Origin of the sequence: Mesorhizobium sp. M1A.T.Ca.IN.004.03.1.1 (genome assembly GCF_003997555.1) — a bacterium.
Lineage (GTDB): Bacteria > Pseudomonadota > Alphaproteobacteria > Rhizobiales > Rhizobiaceae > Mesorhizobium.
The window spans coordinates 284,912-306,440 of the sequence record NZ_RZTV01000003.1; the positions used below are offsets into that span (position 1 = coordinate 284,912).

The 21,529-nt window shown below is 65.3% G+C and carries 20 protein-coding genes and 3 pseudogenes; 14 read left to right on the forward strand and 9 right to left on the reverse strand.

What is annotated here, in order from left to right:
• Positions 1-147: 147 nt before the first annotated feature.
• Positions 148-1,017, reverse strand: a complete 870-nt coding sequence (gene yghU / locus EOD29_RS11635) for a glutathione-dependent disulfide-bond oxidoreductase (RefSeq protein WP_095801381.1) — start codon at positions 1,015-1,017, stop codon at positions 148-150.
• A 211-nt stretch (positions 1,018-1,228) separates the two neighbouring features.
• On the opposite strand from yghU, the gene EOD29_RS11640 reads away from it, so the two are divergent.
• Both EOD29_RS11640 and EOD29_RS11645 read left to right on the forward strand, forming a co-directional pair.
• Positions 1,229-2,131, forward strand: coding sequence for a S1C family serine protease (locus tag EOD29_RS11640; protein ID WP_127246779.1), 903 nt, complete (start codon positions 1,229-1,231; stop codon positions 2,129-2,131).
• 1 nt (position 2,132) lies between these two features.
• Positions 2,133-3,072: pseudogene (locus tag EOD29_RS11645) on the forward strand (LysR family transcriptional regulator).
• On the opposite strand, the gene EOD29_RS11650 reads toward EOD29_RS11645, so the two are convergent.
• Positions 3,023-3,751, reverse strand: a complete 729-nt coding sequence (locus EOD29_RS11650) for an SDR family oxidoreductase (protein ID WP_127246780.1) — start codon at positions 3,749-3,751, stop codon at positions 3,023-3,025. The pseudogene EOD29_RS11645 and the gene EOD29_RS11650 overlap by 50 nt on opposite strands.
• 286 nt (positions 3,752-4,037) lie before the next feature.
• Here EOD29_RS11650 and EOD29_RS11655 point away from each other — a divergent pair, with 286 nt between their 5' ends.
• Complete coding sequence (locus EOD29_RS11655; protein ID WP_095801378.1) at positions 4,038-4,634, forward strand: YdeI/OmpD-associated family protein; 597 nt, start codon at positions 4,038-4,040, stop codon at positions 4,632-4,634.
• Positions 4,635-4,806: 172 nt separating this feature from the next.
• On the opposite strand, the gene EOD29_RS11660 is transcribed toward EOD29_RS11655, so the two are convergent.
• A complete protein-coding gene (locus EOD29_RS11660) occupies positions 4,807-5,127 on the reverse strand; it encodes a hypothetical protein (protein WP_095778258.1) in 321 nt (106 codons plus the stop codon).
• A 554-nt stretch (positions 5,128-5,681) separates the two neighbouring features.
• Here EOD29_RS11660 and EOD29_RS11670 point away from each other — a divergent pair.
• Genes EOD29_RS11670 through EOD29_RS11690 form a run of 5 tightly spaced genes read left to right on the forward strand, consistent with a single transcriptional unit; the run spans position 5,682 to position 10,258 of the window.
• Positions 5,682-6,890, forward strand: coding sequence for an ABC transporter substrate-binding protein (locus EOD29_RS11670; RefSeq protein WP_066998453.1), 1,209 nt, complete (start codon positions 5,682-5,684; stop codon positions 6,888-6,890).
• Positions 6,887-7,687: an ABC transporter ATP-binding protein gene (locus EOD29_RS11675; protein ID WP_245466737.1), complete on the forward strand. Its 801-nt coding sequence runs from the start codon at positions 6,887-6,889 to the stop codon at positions 7,685-7,687. The genes EOD29_RS11670 and EOD29_RS11675 overlap by 4 nt, the downstream gene beginning before the upstream one ends.
• On the forward strand, positions 7,680-8,384 hold the full coding sequence (locus EOD29_RS11680; RefSeq protein WP_066998451.1) for an ABC transporter ATP-binding protein: 705 nt from the start codon (positions 7,680-7,682) through the stop codon (positions 8,382-8,384). The genes EOD29_RS11675 and EOD29_RS11680 overlap by 8 nt, the downstream gene beginning before the upstream one ends.
• A gap of 7 nt (positions 8,385-8,391) precedes the next feature.
• Positions 8,392-9,279 carry a branched-chain amino acid ABC transporter permease gene (locus tag EOD29_RS11685; RefSeq protein WP_127246781.1) on the forward strand — a complete coding sequence of 296 codons (888 nt, stop codon included), beginning with the start codon at positions 8,392-8,394 and terminating at the stop codon, positions 9,277-9,279.
• Between the two features lies 1 nt (position 9,280).
• A complete protein-coding gene (locus EOD29_RS11690) occupies positions 9,281-10,258 on the forward strand; it encodes a branched-chain amino acid ABC transporter permease (RefSeq protein ID WP_127246782.1) in 978 nt (325 codons plus the stop codon).
• Here EOD29_RS11690 and EOD29_RS11695 read toward each other — a convergent pair.
• The 3 genes and pseudogenes from EOD29_RS11695 to EOD29_RS11705 form a co-directional block, all read right to left on the reverse strand.
• Positions 10,255-10,554 carry a HigA family addiction module antitoxin gene (locus tag EOD29_RS11695; protein WP_067322571.1) on the reverse strand — a complete coding sequence of 100 codons (300 nt, stop codon included), beginning with the start codon at positions 10,552-10,554 and terminating at the stop codon, positions 10,255-10,257. The genes EOD29_RS11690 and EOD29_RS11695 overlap by 4 nt on opposite strands.
• 37 nt (positions 10,555-10,591) lie before the next feature.
• Positions 10,592-10,874 (reverse strand): annotated as a pseudogene (locus EOD29_RS11700) (type II toxin-antitoxin system RelE/ParE family toxin).
• Between the two features lie 88 nt (positions 10,875-10,962).
• Positions 10,963-11,451 carry an Lrp/AsnC family transcriptional regulator gene (locus EOD29_RS11705; protein ID WP_127246783.1) on the reverse strand — a complete coding sequence of 163 codons (489 nt, stop codon included), beginning with the start codon at positions 11,449-11,451 and terminating at the stop codon, positions 10,963-10,965.
• 107 nt (positions 11,452-11,558) lie between these two features.
• Between EOD29_RS11705 and EOD29_RS11710 the strand changes: the two genes are divergently transcribed.
• The 5 genes and pseudogenes from EOD29_RS11710 to EOD29_RS11730 all read left to right on the forward strand — a co-directional run bounded on the left by EOD29_RS11710 (position 11,559) and on the right by EOD29_RS11730 (position 19,089).
• On the forward strand, positions 11,559-12,761 hold the full coding sequence (locus tag EOD29_RS11710) for a diaminopropionate ammonia-lyase (RefSeq protein WP_127246784.1): 1,203 nt from the start codon (positions 11,559-11,561) through the stop codon (positions 12,759-12,761).
• Positions 12,758-13,991: pseudogene (locus EOD29_RS11715) on the forward strand (Zn-dependent hydrolase). Before EOD29_RS11710 ends, EOD29_RS11715 begins: the two are co-directional and overlap by 4 nt.
• Positions 13,992-14,193: 202 nt before the next feature.
• Positions 14,194-15,390 carry a diaminopropionate ammonia-lyase gene (locus EOD29_RS11720; RefSeq protein WP_127246785.1) on the forward strand — a complete coding sequence of 399 codons (1,197 nt, stop codon included), beginning with the start codon at positions 14,194-14,196 and terminating at the stop codon, positions 15,388-15,390.
• A 96-nt stretch (positions 15,391-15,486) separates the two neighbouring features.
• On the forward strand, positions 15,487-16,644 hold the full coding sequence (locus tag EOD29_RS11725) for a M20 aminoacylase family protein (protein WP_127246786.1): 1,158 nt from the start codon (positions 15,487-15,489) through the stop codon (positions 16,642-16,644).
• A gap of 342 nt (positions 16,645-16,986) precedes the next feature.
• Positions 16,987-19,089, forward strand: a complete 2,103-nt coding sequence (locus tag EOD29_RS11730) for an EAL domain-containing protein (protein WP_127246787.1) — start codon at positions 16,987-16,989, stop codon at positions 19,087-19,089.
• 279 nt (positions 19,090-19,368) lie between these two features.
• On the opposite strand, the gene EOD29_RS11735 is transcribed toward EOD29_RS11730, so the two are convergent.
• Positions 19,369-19,668: an AzlD family protein gene (locus EOD29_RS11735; protein ID WP_095801370.1), complete on the reverse strand. Its 300-nt coding sequence runs from the start codon at positions 19,666-19,668 to the stop codon at positions 19,369-19,371.
• On the reverse strand, positions 19,665-20,405 hold the full coding sequence (locus tag EOD29_RS11740) for an AzlC family ABC transporter permease (RefSeq protein ID WP_127246788.1): 741 nt from the start codon (positions 20,403-20,405) through the stop codon (positions 19,665-19,667). Before EOD29_RS11740 ends, EOD29_RS11735 begins: the two co-directional genes overlap by 4 nt.
• 170 nt (positions 20,406-20,575) lie before the next feature.
• Between EOD29_RS11740 and EOD29_RS11745 the strand changes: the two genes are divergently transcribed.
• Positions 20,576-21,034, forward strand: a complete 459-nt coding sequence (locus tag EOD29_RS11745) for an Lrp/AsnC family transcriptional regulator (protein WP_127246789.1) — start codon at positions 20,576-20,578, stop codon at positions 21,032-21,034.
• 170 nt (positions 21,035-21,204) lie between these two features.
• Here EOD29_RS11745 and EOD29_RS11750 read toward each other — a convergent pair whose 3' ends face one another.
• On the reverse strand, positions 21,205-21,525 hold the full coding sequence (locus EOD29_RS11750; protein ID WP_095801367.1) for a plasmid stabilization protein: 321 nt from the start codon (positions 21,523-21,525) through the stop codon (positions 21,205-21,207).
• Positions 21,526-21,529 lie beyond the last annotated feature (4 nt).

The following is a 21,529-nucleotide window of genomic DNA, read 5'->3' on the forward strand; positions in this document are numbered from 1 at the left end:
GAGATGTCGCCGAAGGCGACAGAGGGGGTCGGCGCGCACGATGCGCCAACTTGCCCTCTTGTTGTTCGTCGGGCGTCGGCGCTCCACGCGCAGCGAACCGCTTGGGCCTGCCGGCCATCTCCCACGCAAGGCGGGGAGATCAGCAGCTCACTCCGCCGCTTGCAACCTGTCCTGCGTCTTCGTCTCGAAATCGCTGGCGTCGTGGCGCTCGTGCAACTGATAGGCCGGATCGCCGGAGATGCGGTTGACCATGCGGCCGCGCCTTACCGCCGGCCTGGCGTCGATCGCGTCGGCCCAGCGCTGCACGTGCTTGTATTCATGCACGGCGAGGAACTGCGCGGCATCGTTGTAGCTGCGGCCTTTGGCGAGCCCGCCATACCAGGGCCAGACCGCCATGTCGGCGATGGTGTAATCCGGCCCGGCGAGATACTCGCTTTCCGCCAGCCGCCGATCCAGCACGTCCATCTGCCGCTTGGTTTCCATGGCGAAGCGGTCGATGGCGTATTCGATCTTTTCCGGCGCATAGGCGTAGAAATGCCCGAAGCCGCCGCCGAGATAGGGCGCCGAGCCCATCTGCCAGAACAGCCACGAGAAGGTTTCGGCCCGCGCTGCACGCTCCGTCGGCAGAAACTCGCCGAATTTTTCCGCCAGATAGGTGAGGATCGAGCCCGACTCGAACACGCGCACCGGCTTCGGCTCGCTGCGGTCCATCAGCGCCGGGATCTTGGAGTTCGGATTGACCTCGACGAAGCCCGAGCCGAACTGGTCGCCGTCATTGATGCGAATCAGCCAGGCGTCGTATTCGGCGCCCTTGTGGCCGCGCGCCAGCAACTCCTCCAGCATGATCGTCACCTTCTGGCCGTTGGGCGTGGCCAGCGAATAGAGCTGAAGCGGATGCTTGCCGACAGGCAATTCCTTCTCGTGCGTCGGCCCGGCGACTGGCCGGTTGATGGAGGCGAAGGTGCCGCCATTCGGCTTGTTCCAGGTCCAGACTTTCGGCGGGTTGTACTGGTTCATCTCGGGAGGCCTTGTTGCTGTGAGCGGGATGCGGGGTTCGTTGGCGCAAGATTTAGGTGCGGTTGCGCGGGCGTCAAAGAAAAAAGTTCAAATTTCGTTGAACTAACGCTTGGGCCAGCAGCGCCCCGCCTTCTCCGTCAGGGACAGATGCCCTTGCACCGCGTCCCTTTGGCCATACTTATAGAAAAAGACCCGTAATTCAGGATCGACGATGACCATCGAAAAAATCTCGCGCTCCGTCGTGGCCGTGCGCGCCACGGTTCCGGACGACGCCTTCACCGCCAATGCGCTGGGCACGCGCCGCGAGGGCAGCGGCGTGGTGATCCGCGACAGCGGGCTGGTTCTCACCATCGGCTATCTCATCACCGAGGCCGAGGAGGTCTGGCTGACCGACCAGGACGGCCGCGTGGTTGCGGCGCATGCGCTGGCCTATGACCAGGAGACCGGCTTCGGCCTGGTGCAGGCGCTGGCGCCGCTCGGGCTGCCGGCAGTCAAGTTCGGCAATGCCAGGAAGGCCAATATCGGCGACGCCGTGACGCTTGCCGACGGCATCGGCCAGCAGGTCGACGCCCACATCGTCACCAAGCAGGAATTCGCCGGCTATTGGGAATATCTCATCGACGAGGCGATCTTCACCGCGCCGGCGCATCCCTCGTGGGGTGGTGCTGCGCTGTTCGACCGTGACGGCAAGCTGCTCGGCGTCGGCTCGCTGCGCCTGCAGATGAGCCGCGCCGGCGAGGTCGCCGACATCAACATGATCGTGCCGATCGACCTTCTGACGCCTATCCTCGACGATCTGGTCAAGCGCGGCCAGGTCGGCAAGCCGCCGCGCCCGTGGCTCGGCGCCTTCTCGGCGGAGTCGAACGGCATGGTGGTGGTGATGAGCGTCGCCGAAGGTGGTCCCGCGGCAAAGGCTGGCCTTCGCCAAGGCGACATCATCTCCGACGTGCGCGACGGCGAGGTTGACGGTCTCGCCGACTTCTATCGAAAACTCTGGCAGAACCCGGCCGGCGCGGAAATTCCGTTGCGCGTCGTGCGCGACGGCCGTGAGACCTGGCTTCGCGTAAAATCGGCCGACCGCAACTCCTTCCTCAAGAAGCCGCAGCTGCAGTAACGTGCATCCAAGGCTGCTGAAGACCTTTCTCGCGGTCGCGCACACGCAACGTCACGCGCGCGGCGGGCGAGCTCAATCTCGCGCAGTCGAGCGTCAGCGACCAGATCCAGTCGCTCGAGGCCGAGCTGGGCGCGACGCTGTTCACACGGTCGCGGCAAGGGCTGGACCTGACCCCGGCCGGCGAGGCGCTGCAAGCTTACGCCGAGGAATTGCTGGCGCTCGCCGACGACGCCCGGGCCGCCATCGATGCCACCAAGGCCGAGACGGCCGGCAGCCTGTCGATCGGCGCGCTCGAGACGATCGATTCGGCAAAACTTCCCGGCTGGCTCGCCGATTTCCAGGCCGTTCATCCCGACATCGACATCAGGCTGAAAATCGCAGGCAGCGGCGAGTTGAGCCGCAGGCTGGGAGAGGGCGAGATCGACGTCGCCTTCTGCTTCGACAGACCGGGCGCCAGCGAGCCCGACGAGCGCTTCGCCAGGCGCCCCGTCGCGGCCGAGCCACTGGTGCTGATCGCGCCGCCGGGCGAGAACCGGGCGGATGTCGATCTGGGGGAGCTTGCCGAAAAGCGCTTCGTCGCCACCGAAACCGGATGCGTCTACCGCGCCATGGTCGACACGGCCTTCACCGAGGCGGGCCTCGGCGGACCGAAGCTCGCGGCCGAGGCTGGCAGCATTGACGCCATCGCCGGCTTGGTGGCGGCCGGCGCCGGCTTCGGCCTTGTGCCGCGGCTGGCGGTCGCCGCGGCGCTCGATCGCGGCGAGGTGGCCGAGATCGCATGGCCGGGCCCGATCCGCTCGGCGGAGCTGGTCATGATCTGGCGGCGCCGGCGCGTCCAGCCGCCGGCGCTGAAGCTCTTGCTCGCGGCGATGGGCGAAAACTTCGCGCTCGTCAGACCAGCCGCTGCCCGCCCTCGACATGCAGCGTCGTTCCCGTCGTAAAGCCGTTGCCCATCAGGAAGCGGATCGCGTCCGCAATGTCTTCCGGCCGTCCGACCCGTCCCGCCGGCAGGCGCTTCGCCATCGCGGCAAGCGTCTCGTCCTTCGCATCGCCGGCAACGAATTGCCAGATCGGCGTGTCGACCCAGCCGGGCGAGACGGCATTGACGCGGATCGGCGCCAGCTCGATGGCCAAGGCCCGCACCAGCCCTTCGAGCCCGGCGTTGACGGCCGCGACCACCGAGCCGCGCGCGGCCGGGCGGTAGGCGGCAATGCCGGAGACGAAGGTGAGCGAACCATTGGCCGAAAGTTTCGGCGCGCCATGCTTGGCCAACAGCAGCGGCCCGTAGAACTTGCTGTCGACAACCTTTTGCGCCGCCGAAAGCTCGATGTCGGGCAAAAGCCGGTAGGCGCCTTCGATATCGGCCGCCGTGCTGACGATATGCTCGAGCCGGCCGATGCGCGCGAACAGCGCCGCGACCTCGGCCTCGCGGCTGATGTCTGCCACCGCCGTTGCCAGCGCGGCCGGGCGATCGAGCTCATCGCGCGCGGCGTTCAGCCTCGCTGCATTGCGCCCGGCGATGATGACGCCGGAGCCTTCGGCGAGGCAGCGCCTGGCAAGCGCCAGCCCCATGCCCGAACTGCCGCCGACGATCAGGATTTTTGTCTCGTCCATGTCCATGCCTTTCCTTTGCATGGACGGTGATGTGGCAGGCCGGCCGGCGGAGCGGAAACGGAAGAAACCGATAGTGTTATCGGAGAGTCCGATGGTTGGCTGGCGCGGCTTTGATAATTCAACCAGGCAGGGCAGGGGGGCGCCAAGAAACGCGGCCTTAAATTCCCACGACTATAAGCTAAGGCGGCGGCGTCTCGACAGGGCTGGCGGGACAGCGCGCCCTCTGGTCTGCCGGCCGTCTCCCCAACAAAGGGGAAGATCGGAGCCTCGGCTCAGGCAAGAAGGAACACCGATGGCCCCCATCAAGGTCGACCCGAGCAAGGTCCACGAGTTCTCGGACGCTGAAAGCTTCTACGCCTGGCTCAGCCAAAACCACGCCGGCGAAAGCGAGGTCTGGATCAAGATCCACAAGGTTGGCTCTGGCCTTCCTTCGATCACGCCGAAGGAAGCGATCGACGTCGTGCTCTGCTTCGGCTGGATCGATGCGGTGCGCAAGTCTCTCGACGAGAAGAGCTTTCTGCAGCGCTACACGCCGCGCGGCAGGAAGAGCATCTGGAGCAGGATCAACGTCGACAACGTCGCGCGCTTGATCGAAGAGGGCCGCATGACGGAGCATGGCCTGCGCGAAGTCGAGGCGGCCAAAGCCGATGGCCGCTGGGACCGCGCCTATGGCGGCTCGAAAGAGATGACAATTCCGCCCGACCTGCAGGCCGCGATCGATGCCGAACCGAAGGCCAAAGCGATGCTGGCAAAGCTTTCGGCGCAGAACCGTTTCGCGCTCGCCTTCCGCGTCCACAACATGAAGACCGAGGCGGGGCGCAAGAAGAAGATCGAGACGTTCGTCGAAATGCTGAAGCGCGGCGAGACGATCTATCCGCAGAAGAAGTAGGGCACGATCCGGACCGGACGACCGCGCCAGCGACCCGGTAAGCAAAAACGCCGCCTTTGAGGGACGGCGTTTCCGGGAAGCGATGATCCCGAACCCTGTTGAAGCGGTCCGGGATCATTCGGTCATGAAGTCTTTGGCCAATTGCTGAAAAGCCAAAAGCCGGCGACGCGCCTTATGCGGCGAGCTTCTTGCCGTGCTTCTTGTGGGTACGCTTCTTGGTGTGGTGCTTCACATGATGCTTCTTGGCGTGATGCTTCGAGTGCTTCTTCACGTGATGCTTGCGGGCGTGACGGCGATGATGCTTGACGTGCTTCTTGTGCGGGCCGTTGGCGTCCGGCTTGGCCGTCTCGGTGGCCGCAGCCGGAGCCGCGGTGGTCGTCGTGGTCGCAGCCGTCGTGGTCGCGGCAGCGTTGGCTTCGGTAGTGCCGAGCGCCGGCACCGCGAAAGCAAGCGCGACCGCCAGGCCGAGAACGGAGAGAAGGGTCTTTTTCATAAGTCGGCATTCCTTTTTCGAAGATCGATATCAGGTTGTCGCTGGCCGTAGTTCGGCTGCTCCGGTGCCGCTTATGACAGCCGGTCTTTTCGCGAGTTTTTCCGGGCTGTTGAATCTTGTTTCCGGATTGTGTCTGGCGGGGAGGGGGCGCTTGCTGGTCAATTCGACCTGCCCCGGCTGGGTCGCGACATGGGCGGTGCCGGCGGCCGCCCCGTCGCGCAAGGCGCAGCCGGCATCGTCTGCGCCGCAACCTTGCCCGACGGTCCGACCGGCGGCTTTTTAGCGATGGCAAGCGGCTGCCCTGGTGAAGGGACACCATGCTGCCCCCAACCCATCCGCATGCTACGAAAATAGCATTCCCGGCCAGCGAAATGTGATGCTAGGCTCGCGCCCGTGCACCCAAGGCGCGCGGCGGCCCAGCCGCAAACGAGCAGGCCCGCAAGAATAGGAGTGGCAGGCGGGATCGAGGCCTCAATCCACAATCCGACGGAACTGTTGAACCATTGCGAGGTCCGCCGCGTTTCCCGTGGTTGACCACAAGGGAGGAACTACCAGTGAAAGCATCCTATCTCGTCTCCGCCGCGCTCATTGCGGCATCCGCAATGCCGGCGGCGGCTGGCGAAATCTCGGACGGCAAGGTCAAGATCGGCATCTTGAACGACCAGTCCGGCGTCTATGCCGATTTCGGCGGCAAATGGTCGGTAGAGGCCGCCAAGATGGCGGTCGAGGATTTCGGCGGCAAGGTGCAGGGCGCGCCGATCGAGATCGTCAGCGCCGACCACCAGAACAAGCCGGACATCGCCTCCAACATCGCGCGCCAGTGGTACGACACCGAGCAGGTCGACGCGATCATGGAGCTCACCACGTCTTCCGTCGCGCTCGCCGTCCAGGGGCTTTCCAAGGAAAAGAAGAAGATCGACATCGTCACCGGCGCCGCCTCCACCGACCTCACCGGCAAGCAGTGCTCGCCCTATGGTTTCCACTGGGCCTACGACACCCACTCCCAAGCGGTCGGCACCGGCGGCGCGCTGGTGCAGCAGGGCGGCGACAGCTGGTATTTCATCACCGTCGACTATGCATTCGGCTATTCGCTGAAGGACCAGACCGCCAAGCTCGTGGAATCCAGTGGCGGCAAGGTGCTGGGCGAGGTGCGCTATCCGCTTGGCTCCACCGACTATTCCTCCTTCCTGCTGCAGGCGCAGTCCTCCGGCGCCAAGATCATCGGCCTAGCCAATGCCGGCCTCGACACCTCGAACTCGATCAAGCAGGCGGCCGAGTTCGGCATCGTCGCCGGCGGCCAGCGGTTGGCGGCGCTGCTCTTCACGCTGGCCGAGGTGCATGGCCTTGGCCTGCAGGCGGCGCAGGGCGTGGTGCTGACGGAAGGCTATTACTGGGACCGCGACGATGTGAGCCGCGATTTCGCGCAACGCTTCTTCAAGCGCACCAACCGCATGCCAAACATGGTCCAGGCCGGCACCTATTCGGCGGTGACACAGTATCTGAAGGCCATCGACAAGGCCGGCACCGACGAGACTGAAGCGGTGGCCAAGCAATTGCATGAGATGCCGGTCAACGACGTGTTCACGGTGAACGGCAAGGTGCAGGCCGACGGCTCGATGGTGCACGACATGTATCTCTACCAGGTCAAGAAGCCGGAGGAGAGCAAGAAGGACTGGGACTACTACACCTACCTGGCGACCATTCCCGGCGACAAGGCCTTCATGAAAGCCGAGGACAGCGGCTGCCCGCTCGTCAGCAAGTGACGCTCGACACCGCCACCGCCGTCCGCCGGGACGGCATCGACCAGACGCCGCGGGTGGTGCTTTCCGCCCGCGGCCTGCGGCGCGACTTCGCCGGATTCGTCGCCGTGAAGGATGTCGACCTCGACGTCCACCACGGCAGGATCCATGCCTTGATCGGCCCGAACGGCGCCGGCAAGACCACCATCTTCAACCTGTTGACCAAATTCCTGCAGCCGACCAGCGGCACCATCCAGCTGCTCGGCACCGACATTACCCGCACGCCGCCGGCCAGGGTGGCGCGCATGGGGCTTGTACGCTCTTTCCAAATATCGGCGATCTTTCCGCATCTCAGCGTGCTCGACAATGTGCGCGTCGCGCTGCAGCGTCCGGGCGGGCTGGGCTATCAGTTCTGGCGCTCGGCCTCGGCGCTGGACCAGCTGACGCCCCGGGCGCGCGAGCTGCTCGCCATCGTCGGGCTCGACGACGCCGCGCATCGGCTGGCGGGCGATCTCTCCTATGGCAGGAAGCGTGTGCTGGAAATCGCCACCACGCTGGCGCTCGATCCAAAAGTTCTGCTGCTCGACGAGCCGATGGCCGGCATGGGGCATGAGGATGTCGGCACGATCTCAGGCATCATCCGCTCGCTGGCGAAAGACCGCGCCGTGCTGATGGTCGAGCACAACCTCACCGTCGTTGCCGATCTCTGCGACTGGATCACCGTCATGCAGCGCGGCCAGGTGCTTGCCGCCGGCGACTACGCGACGGTGAGCCAGGACGAGCGCGTGCGCGTCGCCTATATGGGGACCGAGCATGAGTGAGCCGCTGCTTGCCGTGCGCGACCTTCATGCCTGGTACGGCGAGGGCCATGCGCTGCACGGTGTCAACCTCGAAGTCCTGCGCGGCGAGACGGTTACGCTGCTTGGCCGCAACGGCGTCGGCAAGACGACGACGCTGCGCGCCATCATGGGCCTGATCCGCAAGCGGACAGGCTCCGTCACTTTCAATGGCAAGGACCTGATCCGCCTGCCGTTGCACCGCGTCGCCCATCAGGGCATCGGCTTCGTGCCGGAGGAGCGCGGCATCTTCGCCACGCTCACCGTCGACGAAAATCTGATCCTGCCGCCGGTGGTGGCCAAGGGCGGCATGAGCGTGGAGGAGATCTTCGACCTCTTCCCCAACCTCAAGGAACGTCGCAACAGCCAGGGCACGAAGCTTTCCGGCGGCGAGCAGCAGATGCTGGCGATCGCCCGCATCCTGAGGACCGGCGTCGAAATGCTTTTGCTCGACGAGCCGACCGAGGGCCTGGCGCCGGTAATCGTCCAGCGCATCGGCGAATTGCTGGCGACGCTGAAGAAGCGTGGCATGACCATCCTTTTGGTCGAGCAGAATTTCCGCTTCGCCGCCCGCATCGCCGATCGCTTCTACCTGATGGATCACGGCAAGGTGGTGGAAGGTTTCCCGGTCGGCCAGCTTTCCGCGCACACCGACAAACTGCACGAGGTGCTGGGGGTATGATGGCCAAATGACCATGATCTTCGGCATCCCCGTCCAGGCCTTGCTCGGGCAGCTTCTTGTCGGCCTGATCAACGGCTCTTTTTACGCCATGCTCAGCCTCGGGCTGGCCGTCATCTTCGGGCTCTTGCGCATCATCAACTTCGCCCATGGCGCGCTCTATATGTTCGGCGCCTTCATCGGCTATCTGCTGCTTGTCCATCTCGGCATCGGCTACTGGCCGGCGCTGATCATCGTGCCTTTGGCCGTCGGCCTGTTCGGCATCGTGGTGGAGCGTGTAGCGCTGTCGCGGCTCTACCGGCTCGACCCGCTCTATGGCCTGCTTTTCACCTTCGGCCTTGCGCTGGTCATCGAAGGCGTGTTCCGCTTCTATTATGGCGTCTCCGGCAATCCTTACGCGGTGCCGACCCTGCTTGCCGGAGGCACCAATCTCGGCTTCATGTTCCTGCCCAATTACCGCGGCTGGGTGGTGGTGGCCTCGCTCATCGTCTGCATCGGCACCTGGCTGCTGATCGAAAAGACCAGGCTCGGCTCCTATTTGCGCGCCGCCACGGAGAACCCCGAGCTGGTGCAGGCTTTCGGCGTCAACGTGCCGCTGCTGCTGACGCTCACTTATGGGCTGGGCGCAGCACTTGCCGGGCTGGCCGGCATCCTTGCGGCACCCGTCTACCAGGTCAGCCCGCTGATGGGATCGGACCTCATCATCGTCGTCTTCGCCGTCGTCGTGGTCGGCGGCATGGGCTCGATCCTCGGCGCCATCGTCACCGGCTACATGCTCGGCCTCGCCGAGGGCCTGACCAAAGTGTTCTATCCGGAGGCCTCGAACCTGGTGGTCTTCGTCATCATGGCAATCGTGCTTTTGCTCCGCCCCGCGGGCCTGTTCGGAAGGGACGCGTAAGATGAGCGAGGCGACCCTTCACGCAGAGCGCGCCGCTTCCTCCGTCCGGCTGGAACGGGCGCTTGTGGCGCTGGGGATCATGGCGCTCGTCGCCGCCCCCTTCGTCATCTACCCGATCTTCGTCATGAAGATGCTGTGCTTCGCGCTGTTCGCCTGCGCCTTCAACCTGCTCCTCGGCTACACCGGGCTGCTTTCCTTCGGCCACGCCGCCTTCTTTGGCGGCGCCGCCTATTTCTGCGCCTATGCCGTGAAAGCCTGGGGCTGGCCGCCCGAGGCCGGCATCCTGCTCGGCGCTGCGGGCGCGGCAGGCATGGGCCTCGTCGTCGGCTTCCTCGCCATCCGCCGGCAAGGCATCTATTTCGCCATGATCACGCTGGCGATGGCGCAGATGTTCTATTTCTTCTGCGTGCAGGCGCCCTTCACCGAAGGCGAGGACGGCATCCAGGGCGTGCCGCGGGGTCATCTCTTCGGCATGCTCGACCTCAACGTGCCGATGAACATGTATTTCTTCGTGCTCGCCATCTTCCTGATAGGCCTTTTCGCCATCTGGCGCATCGTCAACTCGCCCTTCGGCATGATCCTGCGCTCGATCCGCGAGAACGAGAACCGTGCCATTTCGCTCGGCTATTCCGTCGGCCGCTACAAGCTCGCCGCCTTCGTCATGTCGGCGGCCCTTGCCGGCCTCGCCGGCGCGGTGAAGGCGATCGTCTTCCAGTTCGCGACCCTCACCGACGTCACCTGGCAGATGTCGGGCGAGGTCATCCTGATGACGCTTCTTGGCGGCATCGGCACCATGGTCGGCCCGGTGGTCGGCGCCGGCCTAGTCGTCGGCCTCGAGAACACGCTTGCCACCTCCGGCTTCCCGGTGACGATAGCGACCGGCGTGATCTTCATGGTCTGCGTGCTGATCTTCCGGCGCGGGATCGTGGGGGAGATCTATGCGCGGTTGCTGGGGAGGGAGGGCGGCAAGAGCTCTTAAGCAGCCGCCTCGAACCGTTTAATTTCCTTGAGCTCTTCCTGCAGCGACGCGCCCTCCACGGCCAGGTCGTAACTGGCTTGCATGTTCATCCAGAACTGTGGCGTGGTCCCAAAGAATTTGGCGAGACGCAGAGCGGTGTCCGGCGTAACGGGCGTGGTCTCGTTGGCGAGGCGCTCGATGCGGGTACGTGGGACGTGAAGCTTTTTCGCCAGGGTGTAGGGCTTCAGGTCGAGTGGCTCAAGGAACTCGGCCCGCAATATCTCGCCGGGATGAATAGGCTTATCGAGGTTGATCATTGGTTCCGCTCCTGTCGGACAGAGCTGGTTGGTTTAGCTAATGGTAGTCGGTGATCTCCACATTGTCCGCTCCTCCATCGGTCCACCGAAAGCAAACACGAAATTGGTCGTTGATACGGATTGAGTACTAACCGGCGGGATCGCCCTTCAGCGCTTCAAGCCGATTTCCCGGTGGAACTTTGAGGTCGGCCAGTTCGGCTGCGTTGTCCAGCATGAACAGTTTCCGCTGAGCGACACGAATGAGATCTGCCGGAAATCCTTTCGGAGCTTTTGCCTGTCGAAATCGCTTCAGTGGTCTTGTCTGTGAACGAACGTATCATCCACTGCCCCTCGCAACGTATCTTTGCATGATACGTCTGCGAGATCAAGCACAGAGTATCATGCCGCGATACGAAATGCCCCGAGGGATCATGTTGAGTGAGGTGCGCCCACCGGCACCTCCAGCCCGACCTTTACCCGATCCATCGCAACGAACGTGCGAAACCGCCTGACGTTGTTGTTCTCAAAAAACAATCGCCGGGTCAGCGCCTCGTAGTCGGCCATCGTCGCCACGGTGACGACCAGGATGAAGTCGGCCTCGCCGGTCACGTAATAGCACTGCTGTACTTCGGGCACCGCGGCGAAGCCGCGCTTGGCGACGTCGATCAGCTCGGCCCGCTCGCTCTCCACCTCGACCTCGACGAAGATGGTGATCGGATGGCCGACCTTGGCCGGATCGACCAGCGCGACATTGGCGCGGATGACGCCCATTTCCTCCATGCGCTTGATGCGCCGCTGCACGGCCGGCGCCGAGAGGTTCACCGTCTCGCCGATAATGCGCTGGGGCGTGCTGTTGTCCTTCTGCAGGATGGCGAGGATGGCGCGGTCGAAGGCGTCGAGGTCGGGCAAAATGGACATGACAGCATCTAAACGAAACAAACTTGCATTTCAGGTGCCGAAATAGAGCGCCTTTCTTCACTGGAATTGCAATAAACTTCAGCCAACAAGACAGAGAAAGCCGATCCATGTTCCTGCTCAACCACCACCCGAGCCATCGCCAGCCGCTGACCGAACAAGACGCCGCGACGCTTGGGCTCGCCGGAGCCGCGGACGCCGAGCGCTTCCTGGCCGCGCGCGACAACCATGCCGAGACGCCGCTGCATGCCTTGCCGGCGCTGGCCGGCGAACTCGGCGTCGGCTCGCTGTATGTCAAGGATGAGGGCAAGCGCCTCGGCCTCGGCAGCTTCAAGGCGCTGGGCGGCGCCTACGCCGTCATCCGACTGGTGCTGGAAGAGGCTGGGAAACGGCTCGGCCGCGCCATCGATGTCGCCGAACTGCATGGGCCCGACGTGAAGGCGATTGCCTCGGGCATGACCTTCGCCTGCGCGACCGACGGCAATCATGGACGCTCGGTAGCGCAGGGCGCCAGCCTGGTCGGTGCGCGCTCCGTCATCTTCGTCCATTCGGGCGTCAGCAACGAACGCGTGGCGGCGATCGCCCGCTTCGGCGCCGAGATCGTGCGCATCGCCGGCGACTACGACCAGTCGGTCAGGGAAGCCGCCCGCGTCGCCGCCGAGCGCGGCTGGACCGTCCTCTCCGACACATCCTGGCCGGGCTATGAGCGCATCCCGGGGCTGGTGATGCAGGGCTACACGGTTATCGTGCGCGAAGCGCTGAGGCGCTTGCCGCAGCCGCCCACCCACGTCTTCCTGCAGGCCGGCGTCGGCGGCCTCGCCGCGGCGGTGGCCGGCCATTTCGCCATCGTGCTTGGCGAAGATCGCCCGACGGCAATCGTGGTCGAGCCCGCGCGGGCGGCGTGCGTTTACGCCACCGCGAAGGCGGGGCGTCCAATCGCGATTGCGCACAGCAAGCCCACGGTGATGGCGCTGCTCGAGTGTTATGAACCGTCGCTCGTAGCCTGGCGCGTGCTGTCGCGGCTTGGCGATGCTTTCATGACCGTGGACGAGGAAGACGCAATTTCGGTGATGAACCGCCTGGCGCGGCCTTCAGGCACTGATCCGGCGATCGTTTCCGGCGAGAGCGGCGGGGCAGGGCTCGCCGGGCTGATCCGCGCTGCCGGCGACAAGAAGATGCGCGGGGATCTCGGCCTCGATGCCCAGTCGCGCGTGCTCATCATCAACTCCGAAGGCGCGACCGACCCCGGCCGCTATGCCGAGCTGGTCGGGATGGCGCCGGACGAGGTTGCGCTTGCGAGGCAGCCGGCATGAGCAGTCTGACGATCAATGCCGACCGTCTGCTTGGCCGTATCGAGGAGCTCGGCAGCCTCGGTCGCGATACGCAGGGCCGGCTCGTCCGCGTCGCCGCCTCCGACATGGACAAGCTTGGCCGCGACCGCCTTGTCGGTTGGCTGGAAGAGGCAGGGCTCGACGTCGCCATCGATCGCATCGGCAACATCTTCGGCATCTAGCAGGGCGACGCCGATGCCGGCCAGGAACCGGTGATGCTCGGCTCGCACATCGACACGGTGATCGACGCCGGCATCTATGACGGCTGCTACGGCGTGCTTGCCGGCCTCGAAGCAATCGAGACCCTGAAGGAGGCAGGATTTGCGCCGGCGCGCCCGCTTGTTGTCGCCGCCTTCACCAATGAGGAGGGCGTGCGCTATTCGCCTGATGTGATGGGCTCGCTGGTCTTTGCCGCCGGCCGGGATATCGAAGAGGCGCTGGCCTCGATCGGCACCGACGGCTCGGTGCTGGGCAGGGAGTTGGAGCGCATCGGTTATGCCGGCCGACATCAGCCCGGCTTCCTCAAGCCGCATGTCTATGTCGAGCTGCATGTCGAACAGGGACCGGTGCTGGAGCGCGAGGGCATCGCCATCGGCGCGGTCGAAAACCTGCAGGGCATTTCCTGGCAGCGCATAACGATCGACGGCGTGGCCAACCATGCCGGCACCACGCCGATGTCGATGCACCAGGATGCCGGCGTCGCCGCCGCGCGGGTGATCAGCTTCCTCGCGGACCGAGCCAGCGCCTCGCCGACACCGACGGTCGCCACCGTCGGCACCATCGCTTTCGAGCCAAACGCGATCAACGTCATCCCGTCGCGGGCGATCTTCACCATCGACCTTCGCGATCCGAACGAAATGCATCTTCGCGAAGCCGAAGCGGCGCTCGCCGCCTTCCTCGACGACCTTGCCGCAAGCGCCGGCGTCACCATCCATGCCGAAAGCCTGGCGCTTCGAGCCGGTGACGTTCGATGCCGGCATCGTCTCGCTGATCGAGGATGGTGCCAGAGCCGCCGGCCTTTCGTGCCGGCGCATGACGTCGGGCGCGGGGCACGACGCGCAGATGATTGCTCGCATTGCGCCGTCCGCGATGATCTTCGTGCCGAGCCGGGGCGGCATCAGCCACAGCCCGGACGAGTTCACCGCCGCCGACGAACTGGTTGCGGGCGCCAATGTCCTGCTTGGCGTCGCCGCCCGGCTGGCAGCCGACTGATCGCGGAACCAAACGGTATGTTGTCGACGGCAGGTGCCGCCAAGGCGAAACACCACCAAAAATAGTCATCTCGAAACGTTGCGTGCCACCAAGGCGGGAATCCGGCGACATCTGATCGAAACAAACTTCAATCACTAGCCAGATTAGGGAGCGCGATTCTCGCGCGCGTCAAAAAAGTTCAGTGTATCGAAGAAAGAATAGCATGCTGCTCATCAACCAGCGCCCCGAACACAACCAGCCGCTGGTGCCGGCCGACGCTGAGTCCCTCGGCCTGGCGGGCGCCGACCGGGCCGAGCATTATCTGAGGGCGCGCGACGACCATGCCGAAACGCCTCTCTATGCCTTGCCGGCGCTGGCCAATGGCCTCGGCATCGCAGCACTGCATGTCAAGGACGAGGGCCAGCGTCTTGGCCTTGGCAGCTTCAAGGCGCTAGGCGGCGCCTATGCCGTCATGCGGCTGGTGCTGGAAGAGGCCGGCAAGCGCTTCGGTCGCGAAGTCGATATCTGCGAAATTAACGATCCGAAGCTGCGCGCTATCGCCGCCCAGATGACCTTCTGCTGCGCCACCGATGGCAACCACGGCCGATCGGTCGCGCAGGGGGCGGGCCTCGTTGGCGCGCGTTCGGTCATCTACGTCCATGCCGGCGTCAGCGCCGAGCGCGTGGCGGCCATCGCCCGCTTCGGCGCCGAGATCGTGCAGGTCGAGGGCGGTTATGATCAGGCGGTCCGCGAAGTCGCCCGGGTCGGCGCCGAGCGCGGCTGGAAGATCGTCTCCAACACCTCCTGGCGTGGCTACGAGCGCATTCCGGGGCTTGTCATGCAGGGCTACACGGTGATCGTGCGCGAGGCGCTGCGGCACATGGCCGAGCCGCCCACGCACGTCTTCCTGCAGGCCGGCGTCGGCGGTTTTGCGGCGGCGCTTGCGGGCTATATGGCAATTCTGCTCGGCGAGGGGCGGCCGAAGGCCGTGGTGGTCGAGCCGAGGCGCTCGGCTTGCGTCTACGCCTCGGTGGAGGCCGGCCGTCCCGTAACGATCGCGCCTCAGCTGTCGACGGTGATGGCGATGCTGGAATGCGCCGAGCCGTCCCTGATCGCCTGGCGGGTGCTGGCCCGCGTCGGCGACGCCTTCATGACCGTCGACGAAGACGACGCGGTCGCGGTGATGAACCGGCTGGCCCGGCCCTTGGACAACGATCCGGCCATCGTTTCCGGCGAGAGCGGCGGCGCGGGGCTTGCCGGGCTGATCCGCGCAGCCGGAGACAAGGGCATGCGCGCGGCTCTCGGGCTCGATGCGACGTCGCGTGTCCTCGTCATCAATTCGGAAGGCGCGACCGACGCCGGCCGTTACACCGAGCTGGTCGGGGCGGTGCCGCGGGAGCTGGAGCTGCAGATCGCCTGAAGGATTTTCAGGAAAGCGGGCTTCCCCCCGGAATCGATGGAAATGAAGCGCAACTTCGGGAAGACTCGCCTGGAACGAGCGCTGGGGAAAGAGAAGATGGCTGACCTCGACCAGCAGCAGCTGCATCGCGCGATGACGGCCTGGCGGCGCGACCTCCACGCCCACCCGGAATTCGGCTTCGAGGAAAAGCGCACCGCCGCCTTCGTGGCGGAGAAGCTTCGCGCCTTCGGGCTCGAAGTCGCGGAAGGCATCGGCGGCACCGGCGTTGTCGGCACACTGGCCAGGGGCAGCGGCAATCGCGCGATTGCGCTGCGCGCCGACATGGATGCGCTGCGCATCGCCGAGCAAGGGACGCGAGCCTGGACCTCGCAGACGCCCGGCACCATGCATGCGTGCGGCCATGACGGCCACACCGCCATGCTGCTCGGCGCGGCGAAGCTGCTGGCGGAAGAAGGGGGCTTCGACGGCACGGTGCGGTTCATCTTCCAGCCGGCCGAGGAGTGGGGCAGAGGCGCGCTTGCGATGATCGAAGACGGGCTCATCGAACGCTTTCCCTTCGAGGAAATCTTCGGGCTGCACAATATGCCGGGCTTGCCCATCGGCCACTTCGAAACCCGGAGCGGTCCGATCATGTCGGCCGAGGACAATTTCGAGATCGTGCTGAAAGGCTTGGGCGGCCACGCCGCCAGGCCGCACGACGCTCGCGAGACGCTGATTGCCGCCTGCGCGCTGGTCGTCAACCTGCAGACCATCGTCTCGCGGCGCCTGAGCCCCGTCGATATCGGCGTCGTCTCGGTCACCGAGCTCATCACCGACGGCACCCGCAACGCGCTGCCCGGCCTCGCCCGCATCCTTGGCGACTGTCGCAGTTTCCGGCCCGAGGTGAGCGCGGCGATCGAGAAGGAGATGCGCCGCATCGCCGAAGGCACGGCGCAGGCCTATAACGTAGCGGCTGAGGTCACTTACACGCGCGAGTTCGTGCCCTTGATCAACGACGCGGCGCTGGTGAATGAGGCGCTTGCTGCGGCCCGAACGGTGCTGGCCGGCGATGCCGTCGGCATCGCCGCCGAGCCGATGACCGCCTCGGAGGATTTCGCCCGCTTCCTCACCGAAGTGCCCGGCTGTTTCGTCTTCCTCGGCAACGGCAATTCCGCCCCGCTGCACAACCCGGCCTACGACTTTAACGATGAAGGCCTGCTGCATGGCGCGCGTTTCCACGCGGCGGTGGTGAGGCGAAGGCTGGCGGCGGGGTAAGGGGCGTCTGCGATTGGCGAAAGCGGCGGAGCTTCTGCTTCGTCATCCTCGAGCTTGACCCGAGGATCCATGCGATGACCTTTGGCGGAGAGTTCGGCAGCGCAGAATACTGTAGCTGTTGCAACGCTTTAGCGTAACGGCATGAATCCCAGGGTCTGCGCGCGTCGCTTCGCTCCTTGCTTCGCCCTCGGATGACGAAGCAGATGGGCCGCGATCCTTCGCGCCCCCCTGTTCTGCCGGACATCTCCTCCAAAAAGCGGGGAGATTGGCAGCTTCATCCAGTAACCCTTTTTTGTCAGCTTTCATGCACTATGCCCGAACGGGGACGGCAAGAACGAGGGCATGGCGGACGACACCAAACGCAACGGCGAATTCTGGGCGCTGGCGCTCGATCGCGCCCAGCTCGGCCTATGGGACTGGAATCTCGCGACGGGCGATTGCTACTATTCGCCGACCTGGTGGAGGATGCTGGGTTATGCCGAGGGCGAGCTCGATACCTCCGATCTGTGGCTGAAGCTCACTCATCCCGACGACTGCGAGCGAGCACTGGCGAGCGGCGACCGCCATATCGCTGGTGACACCGAGTCGATCGAAACGGAACTAAGGCTGAAGCACAAGGACGGCCGCTGGGTCTGGGTGCTTGACCGCGGCGGCATCGTCGAGCGCGATGCCGAGGGCAAGCCGCTGCGCCTGATGGGCGTGCAGACCGATATCACCAGGCAGAAGGAGGCTGAGGCCGCGCTTGAGCAGGTCAATGTCCGCTTGCGGCTCGCGCTCGCCGCCAGCGGCACCGGCATCTGGCACTACGATATCGGCACCAACAAGAGCTATTGGGACCCGCGCACCAGGGAGATCTTCGGCCTGGTCAGCGATACCGACGAGGTGACGGCCGATCTCTGGCACACCTATCTCCACCCGGACGACAAGGAGGCCACCGAGCGCGCGCATCTGCCGCCGCCGGGCTCGAAAAGCGTCACCGCCACGCAATACCGTATCGTCCGGCGCGACGGCTCGGTCCGCCATGTCGAGTCGCTGGTGCGTTTGATCGCCGGCGCCGGCTCGGCCGGCCAGATCCTCGGCACGGTGCGCGACATCACCGACGAGACGAAGCGCGCCGAGGAGCTCGCTTACGCCGCCCATCACGATGCGCTGACCGGGCTGTGGAACCGCTCGGCCTTCGACCGGCTGCTCGCCGAAAACATCGGCGCGGCGGACCGGCTGCCGCTTGCCGTCTTCTATGCCGACCTCGACTACTTCAAGGCGCTGAACGACTATGCCGGCCATGCCGCGGGCGATATCGCGCTGAAGAGCGTCGCCGGCGGCATGCGCGCCAGCCTGCCGCCTTCGGCGCACGCCGCGCGCCTCGGCGGCGACGAATTCGCGCTGCTGGTTCCGAACTGCAGCGACGCTTGCGCCGAGCGGCTGGCGCGTGCCGTGCTCGCCGCGGTGCGCGACGCCGATCTCGGCTCCGCCGTGTCGTCCCGCAGGCTAGCCGCCAGCATCGGCATCGCCTTCGTGCGCGATCCCCGGACGACGGTAACCGATGCGCTCGCCTGCGCCGACGATGCCTGCTACGCCGCCAAAGCCGGCGGGCGCGACCGCTTCGCCGTGTTCTCGGCCGAAACAGCTTCCGGAGCCGGCGGCCTCAACGCCGCGCGGCTTGCCGCCGATCTGGTCGATGCCATGGAGGACAGCCGGTTGAAGCTGTTCGGCCAGGAGATCCATCGCCTCGGCAGGCCTTGGCAAGACAGCCGCCATGTCGAGGTGCTGGCGCGGCTCGAGGCGCGCAACGGCAAGCTGATCTTGCCGGGCGAGTTCATGCCGGTGGCCGAACGCTTCGGGCTTGCCGCCCGGCTCGACCGCTGGATCATCCGCACGGCGCTGTCGCGCCATGGCAGGGCGATGCTCTCCGGCGCCGTCTCGCTCGGCTTCAACCTGTCGGCGCAGACGCTCTCCGATCCGCAGCTTTGGGATTTCGTCGACGCGGCGATCGCCGAGAACGGCGCGCCGCCGTCTGCAATCGGCTTCGAGATCACCGAGACCGCGGCTGTCACCAATTTCGACGCAGCGGAGGAATTCGTGCGCCGGGCAAGGCTGCGCCATTGCCGTGTCAGCCTCGACGATTTCGGCGCCGGCATGAGCTCGTTCGAATATCTGCGGCGCTTTCCTATCGATGCGATCAAGATTGACGGCTCCTTCGTCCAGCACATCGCCGACAGCCGCTTCGACCGCGAGATCGTCTCGGCAATCGCCGGCATCGCCCGCTCGATGGGCTGCGCCGTCGTGGCCGAGAAGGTCGAGGGGAAAAGCGCGCTGGAGATCCTCGTCGGCATGGGCGTCGGCTATGGCCAAGGCTATTTCCTGCACCGGCCAGAGCCGCTGGAGGCGATCGCGGCGCGGGCCGCGGCCGAGAAGCCACAAGCCCGGGTGGGTGTCGCAAAATAAGCCACGGCTAAAATTGCGAGCACCCTCCGCGATTGCCGAGATCGAACAGCAGCTCGGCCTGGATCAGCTCGGCATTTTGCCCGATACAATGGTCCCGCGATCATCGACCCGCAGGACCCCGACCCGCTGGACCGGCGCTGGAAAAGCATCTGGGCTGGATCGACGAGACCGCTTCGATCGCGTCTGGCGAAATTGGGGTCTACGGCAATTGATGCGATGGAGAGCCAATCTCCTCCTTGGGGGAGATGCCCCGGCATGGCAGAGGGGGGCCGCCGGCGTTTACCCCATCACCCACCGCAATACCCCGGCCGAAGCCACGCCGATGACCACCGTCGGCAGCATCGACAGTCTTGTCGCCGCGAGCAATGTGATGACGAGCGCCGCCAGATCGGCCGGATTCTTCGACACGAAGTCGGGCGCGATCACCGAGATCAGCACGCAGCCGGGCGCGGCTTCCATCACGGCGGTGGCGCGTGGACTGAGCGTGCGGTTCCTGAGCACGACATAGCCGCCGATCCGCGTCAAATAGGTGACGCCGGCCATGGCGAGGATGGCGAGGACGGTCCAGGGCTCGATCATTTCTCACCTGCCAGAAGCCAGGCGGACACCAACCCGGACAGCGCGCCTGTCGCCACGTACCAGGCGCCCGGAACGACCAGATAAGTTGCCGCCGCCACCACTAGGCTGACAAGCCAGGGGCGCGCCGCGGCAAAACCCTTCCACATGCCGCGCAGAAGCACCAGGAACACTGCCGGAAAGGCCATGGCGAAGCCGTAGCGCTCGACGTTGCCAAGCACCGGCCCGAGCGCCGCTCCGCAGGTCGTAAAAATCACCCAGGCAAGATAGAAAGGAAGGGCAGTTCCCGCATAATAGGCGAGGCTGAAGGCTGGCCGCAGCCCGCCTGCCGCGCGGCGCTTCGCGTCGGCGAGCCCGAGCGCCCAGCTCTCGTCGCACATCAAGAACAGCGCGGGCAGCGCCTTGCGCTTGGGCAGGTGGCGCAGGAACGGCGCAAGTGCCGCGCCCATCAGGAAATGCCGGCTGTTGACCAGCAATGTGATGGCGGCGATCAACAGCACATGCGGCGGCGAGGTCCAGAGCTGGATGGCGGCAAATTCGGAGCCGCCGGCGAAGTTGAGGCCCGTCATCAACGGCACCTCGACGACGCTCAAGCCCTTCTGCGCGGCCTGCGCGCCCAGCACGAGTGCGTAGGGGACAATGCCAAGCAGCACCGGCGTCGAGGCGGCGGCGCCCCGCCGGAATTCGGCGCCGCGTGCTTCGGCGGGAGGGTGGCCCAGGGTTATCTCGGAAACGCTCATGGCTCTTCTTCGGCCAGCCTTGCGGGGCGGCCTTCTCCGGTTGCTCGATGGTCGGTTATCGCTGGCCACCATAGCCGAAATGCTCCGCAATCGGGTTGCGAAGATGCGCCGTTTCTGCCAAGGTTTGGCATTGGATAGCGAGAATTAAGCCAATATTGGAATCAGACGCCATGAAGCTGGATGAGATCGACAAGCGGATCCTGCGCGCCCTGCAGCGCGACGGACGCATGGCCAACAACGATCTTGCGAGAGAGGTCGGCCTGTCGCCGTCACCCTGTCTGAGGCGCGTAAAATTGCTGGAGCAGGCTGGCGTCATCGACCGCTATGTCGCGGTGCTCAACCCGGCCAAGATCGGTCGCGGTCATACCTTCTTCACTCGCATCTGGCTGAAGCAGCAGGACGAGGACACGATCGAGCATTTCGCCAGGGAGGTGGCCAAGCTGCCCGAGGTGCTGGAATGCTATCTGATGCTGGGCGATTGCGACGCTATGGTGCGGGTTGTGGCGGCGGGCATCGAGGACTATCGCCGCTTCCAGTCGGAGCACTTAAGTCGCATCAAGGGGGTGCAGAACGTCAAGACCGACGTTCCCAGCCAGACGGTCAAGCAGACTTCGGAGATGCCGCTTTAGATCTTCCCTTTTTTCCTTGAGGGAGAAGGTGACCGCGAACCGTCGGGATGCTGCTGGAAGGACCGCCGCGGCAATGAGGCGCCAGTTTCCCAGCGCCTCGTTTCGTCTCTATCGTCTCGGCGCTGCGCGCCTGTCCGCCGTCTCCGGCAAGGGAGAAGGCGAACCCACGCCTAATGTTGGGCGTGGTGCTCCGCGTTGCGTTTGCGCGTCGCCGCCGCCTTCTTGGCGGAAGCAGAACGCTCGGCCGCCGAGCGCGAGCTTGACGCTTTGCCGCCGGCCTTGCCGCCCTTGTGCGCTGCCGGATGGCCGGTGTGCTTGCCGCGGCCCGAGCCGCCCGCCTTCTTGCCGCCGCCATCGTCCTTGTTGACGGTCGCCCAGGCCCGCCGCTCGGCTTCCTTCTCGGAGACGCCGCGCTTTTCGTAGCCCTCGGCGATATGGTCGGCCTTGCGCTCCTGCTTGTCGGTGTATTTCGATTTGTCTCCGCGTGGCATTTTT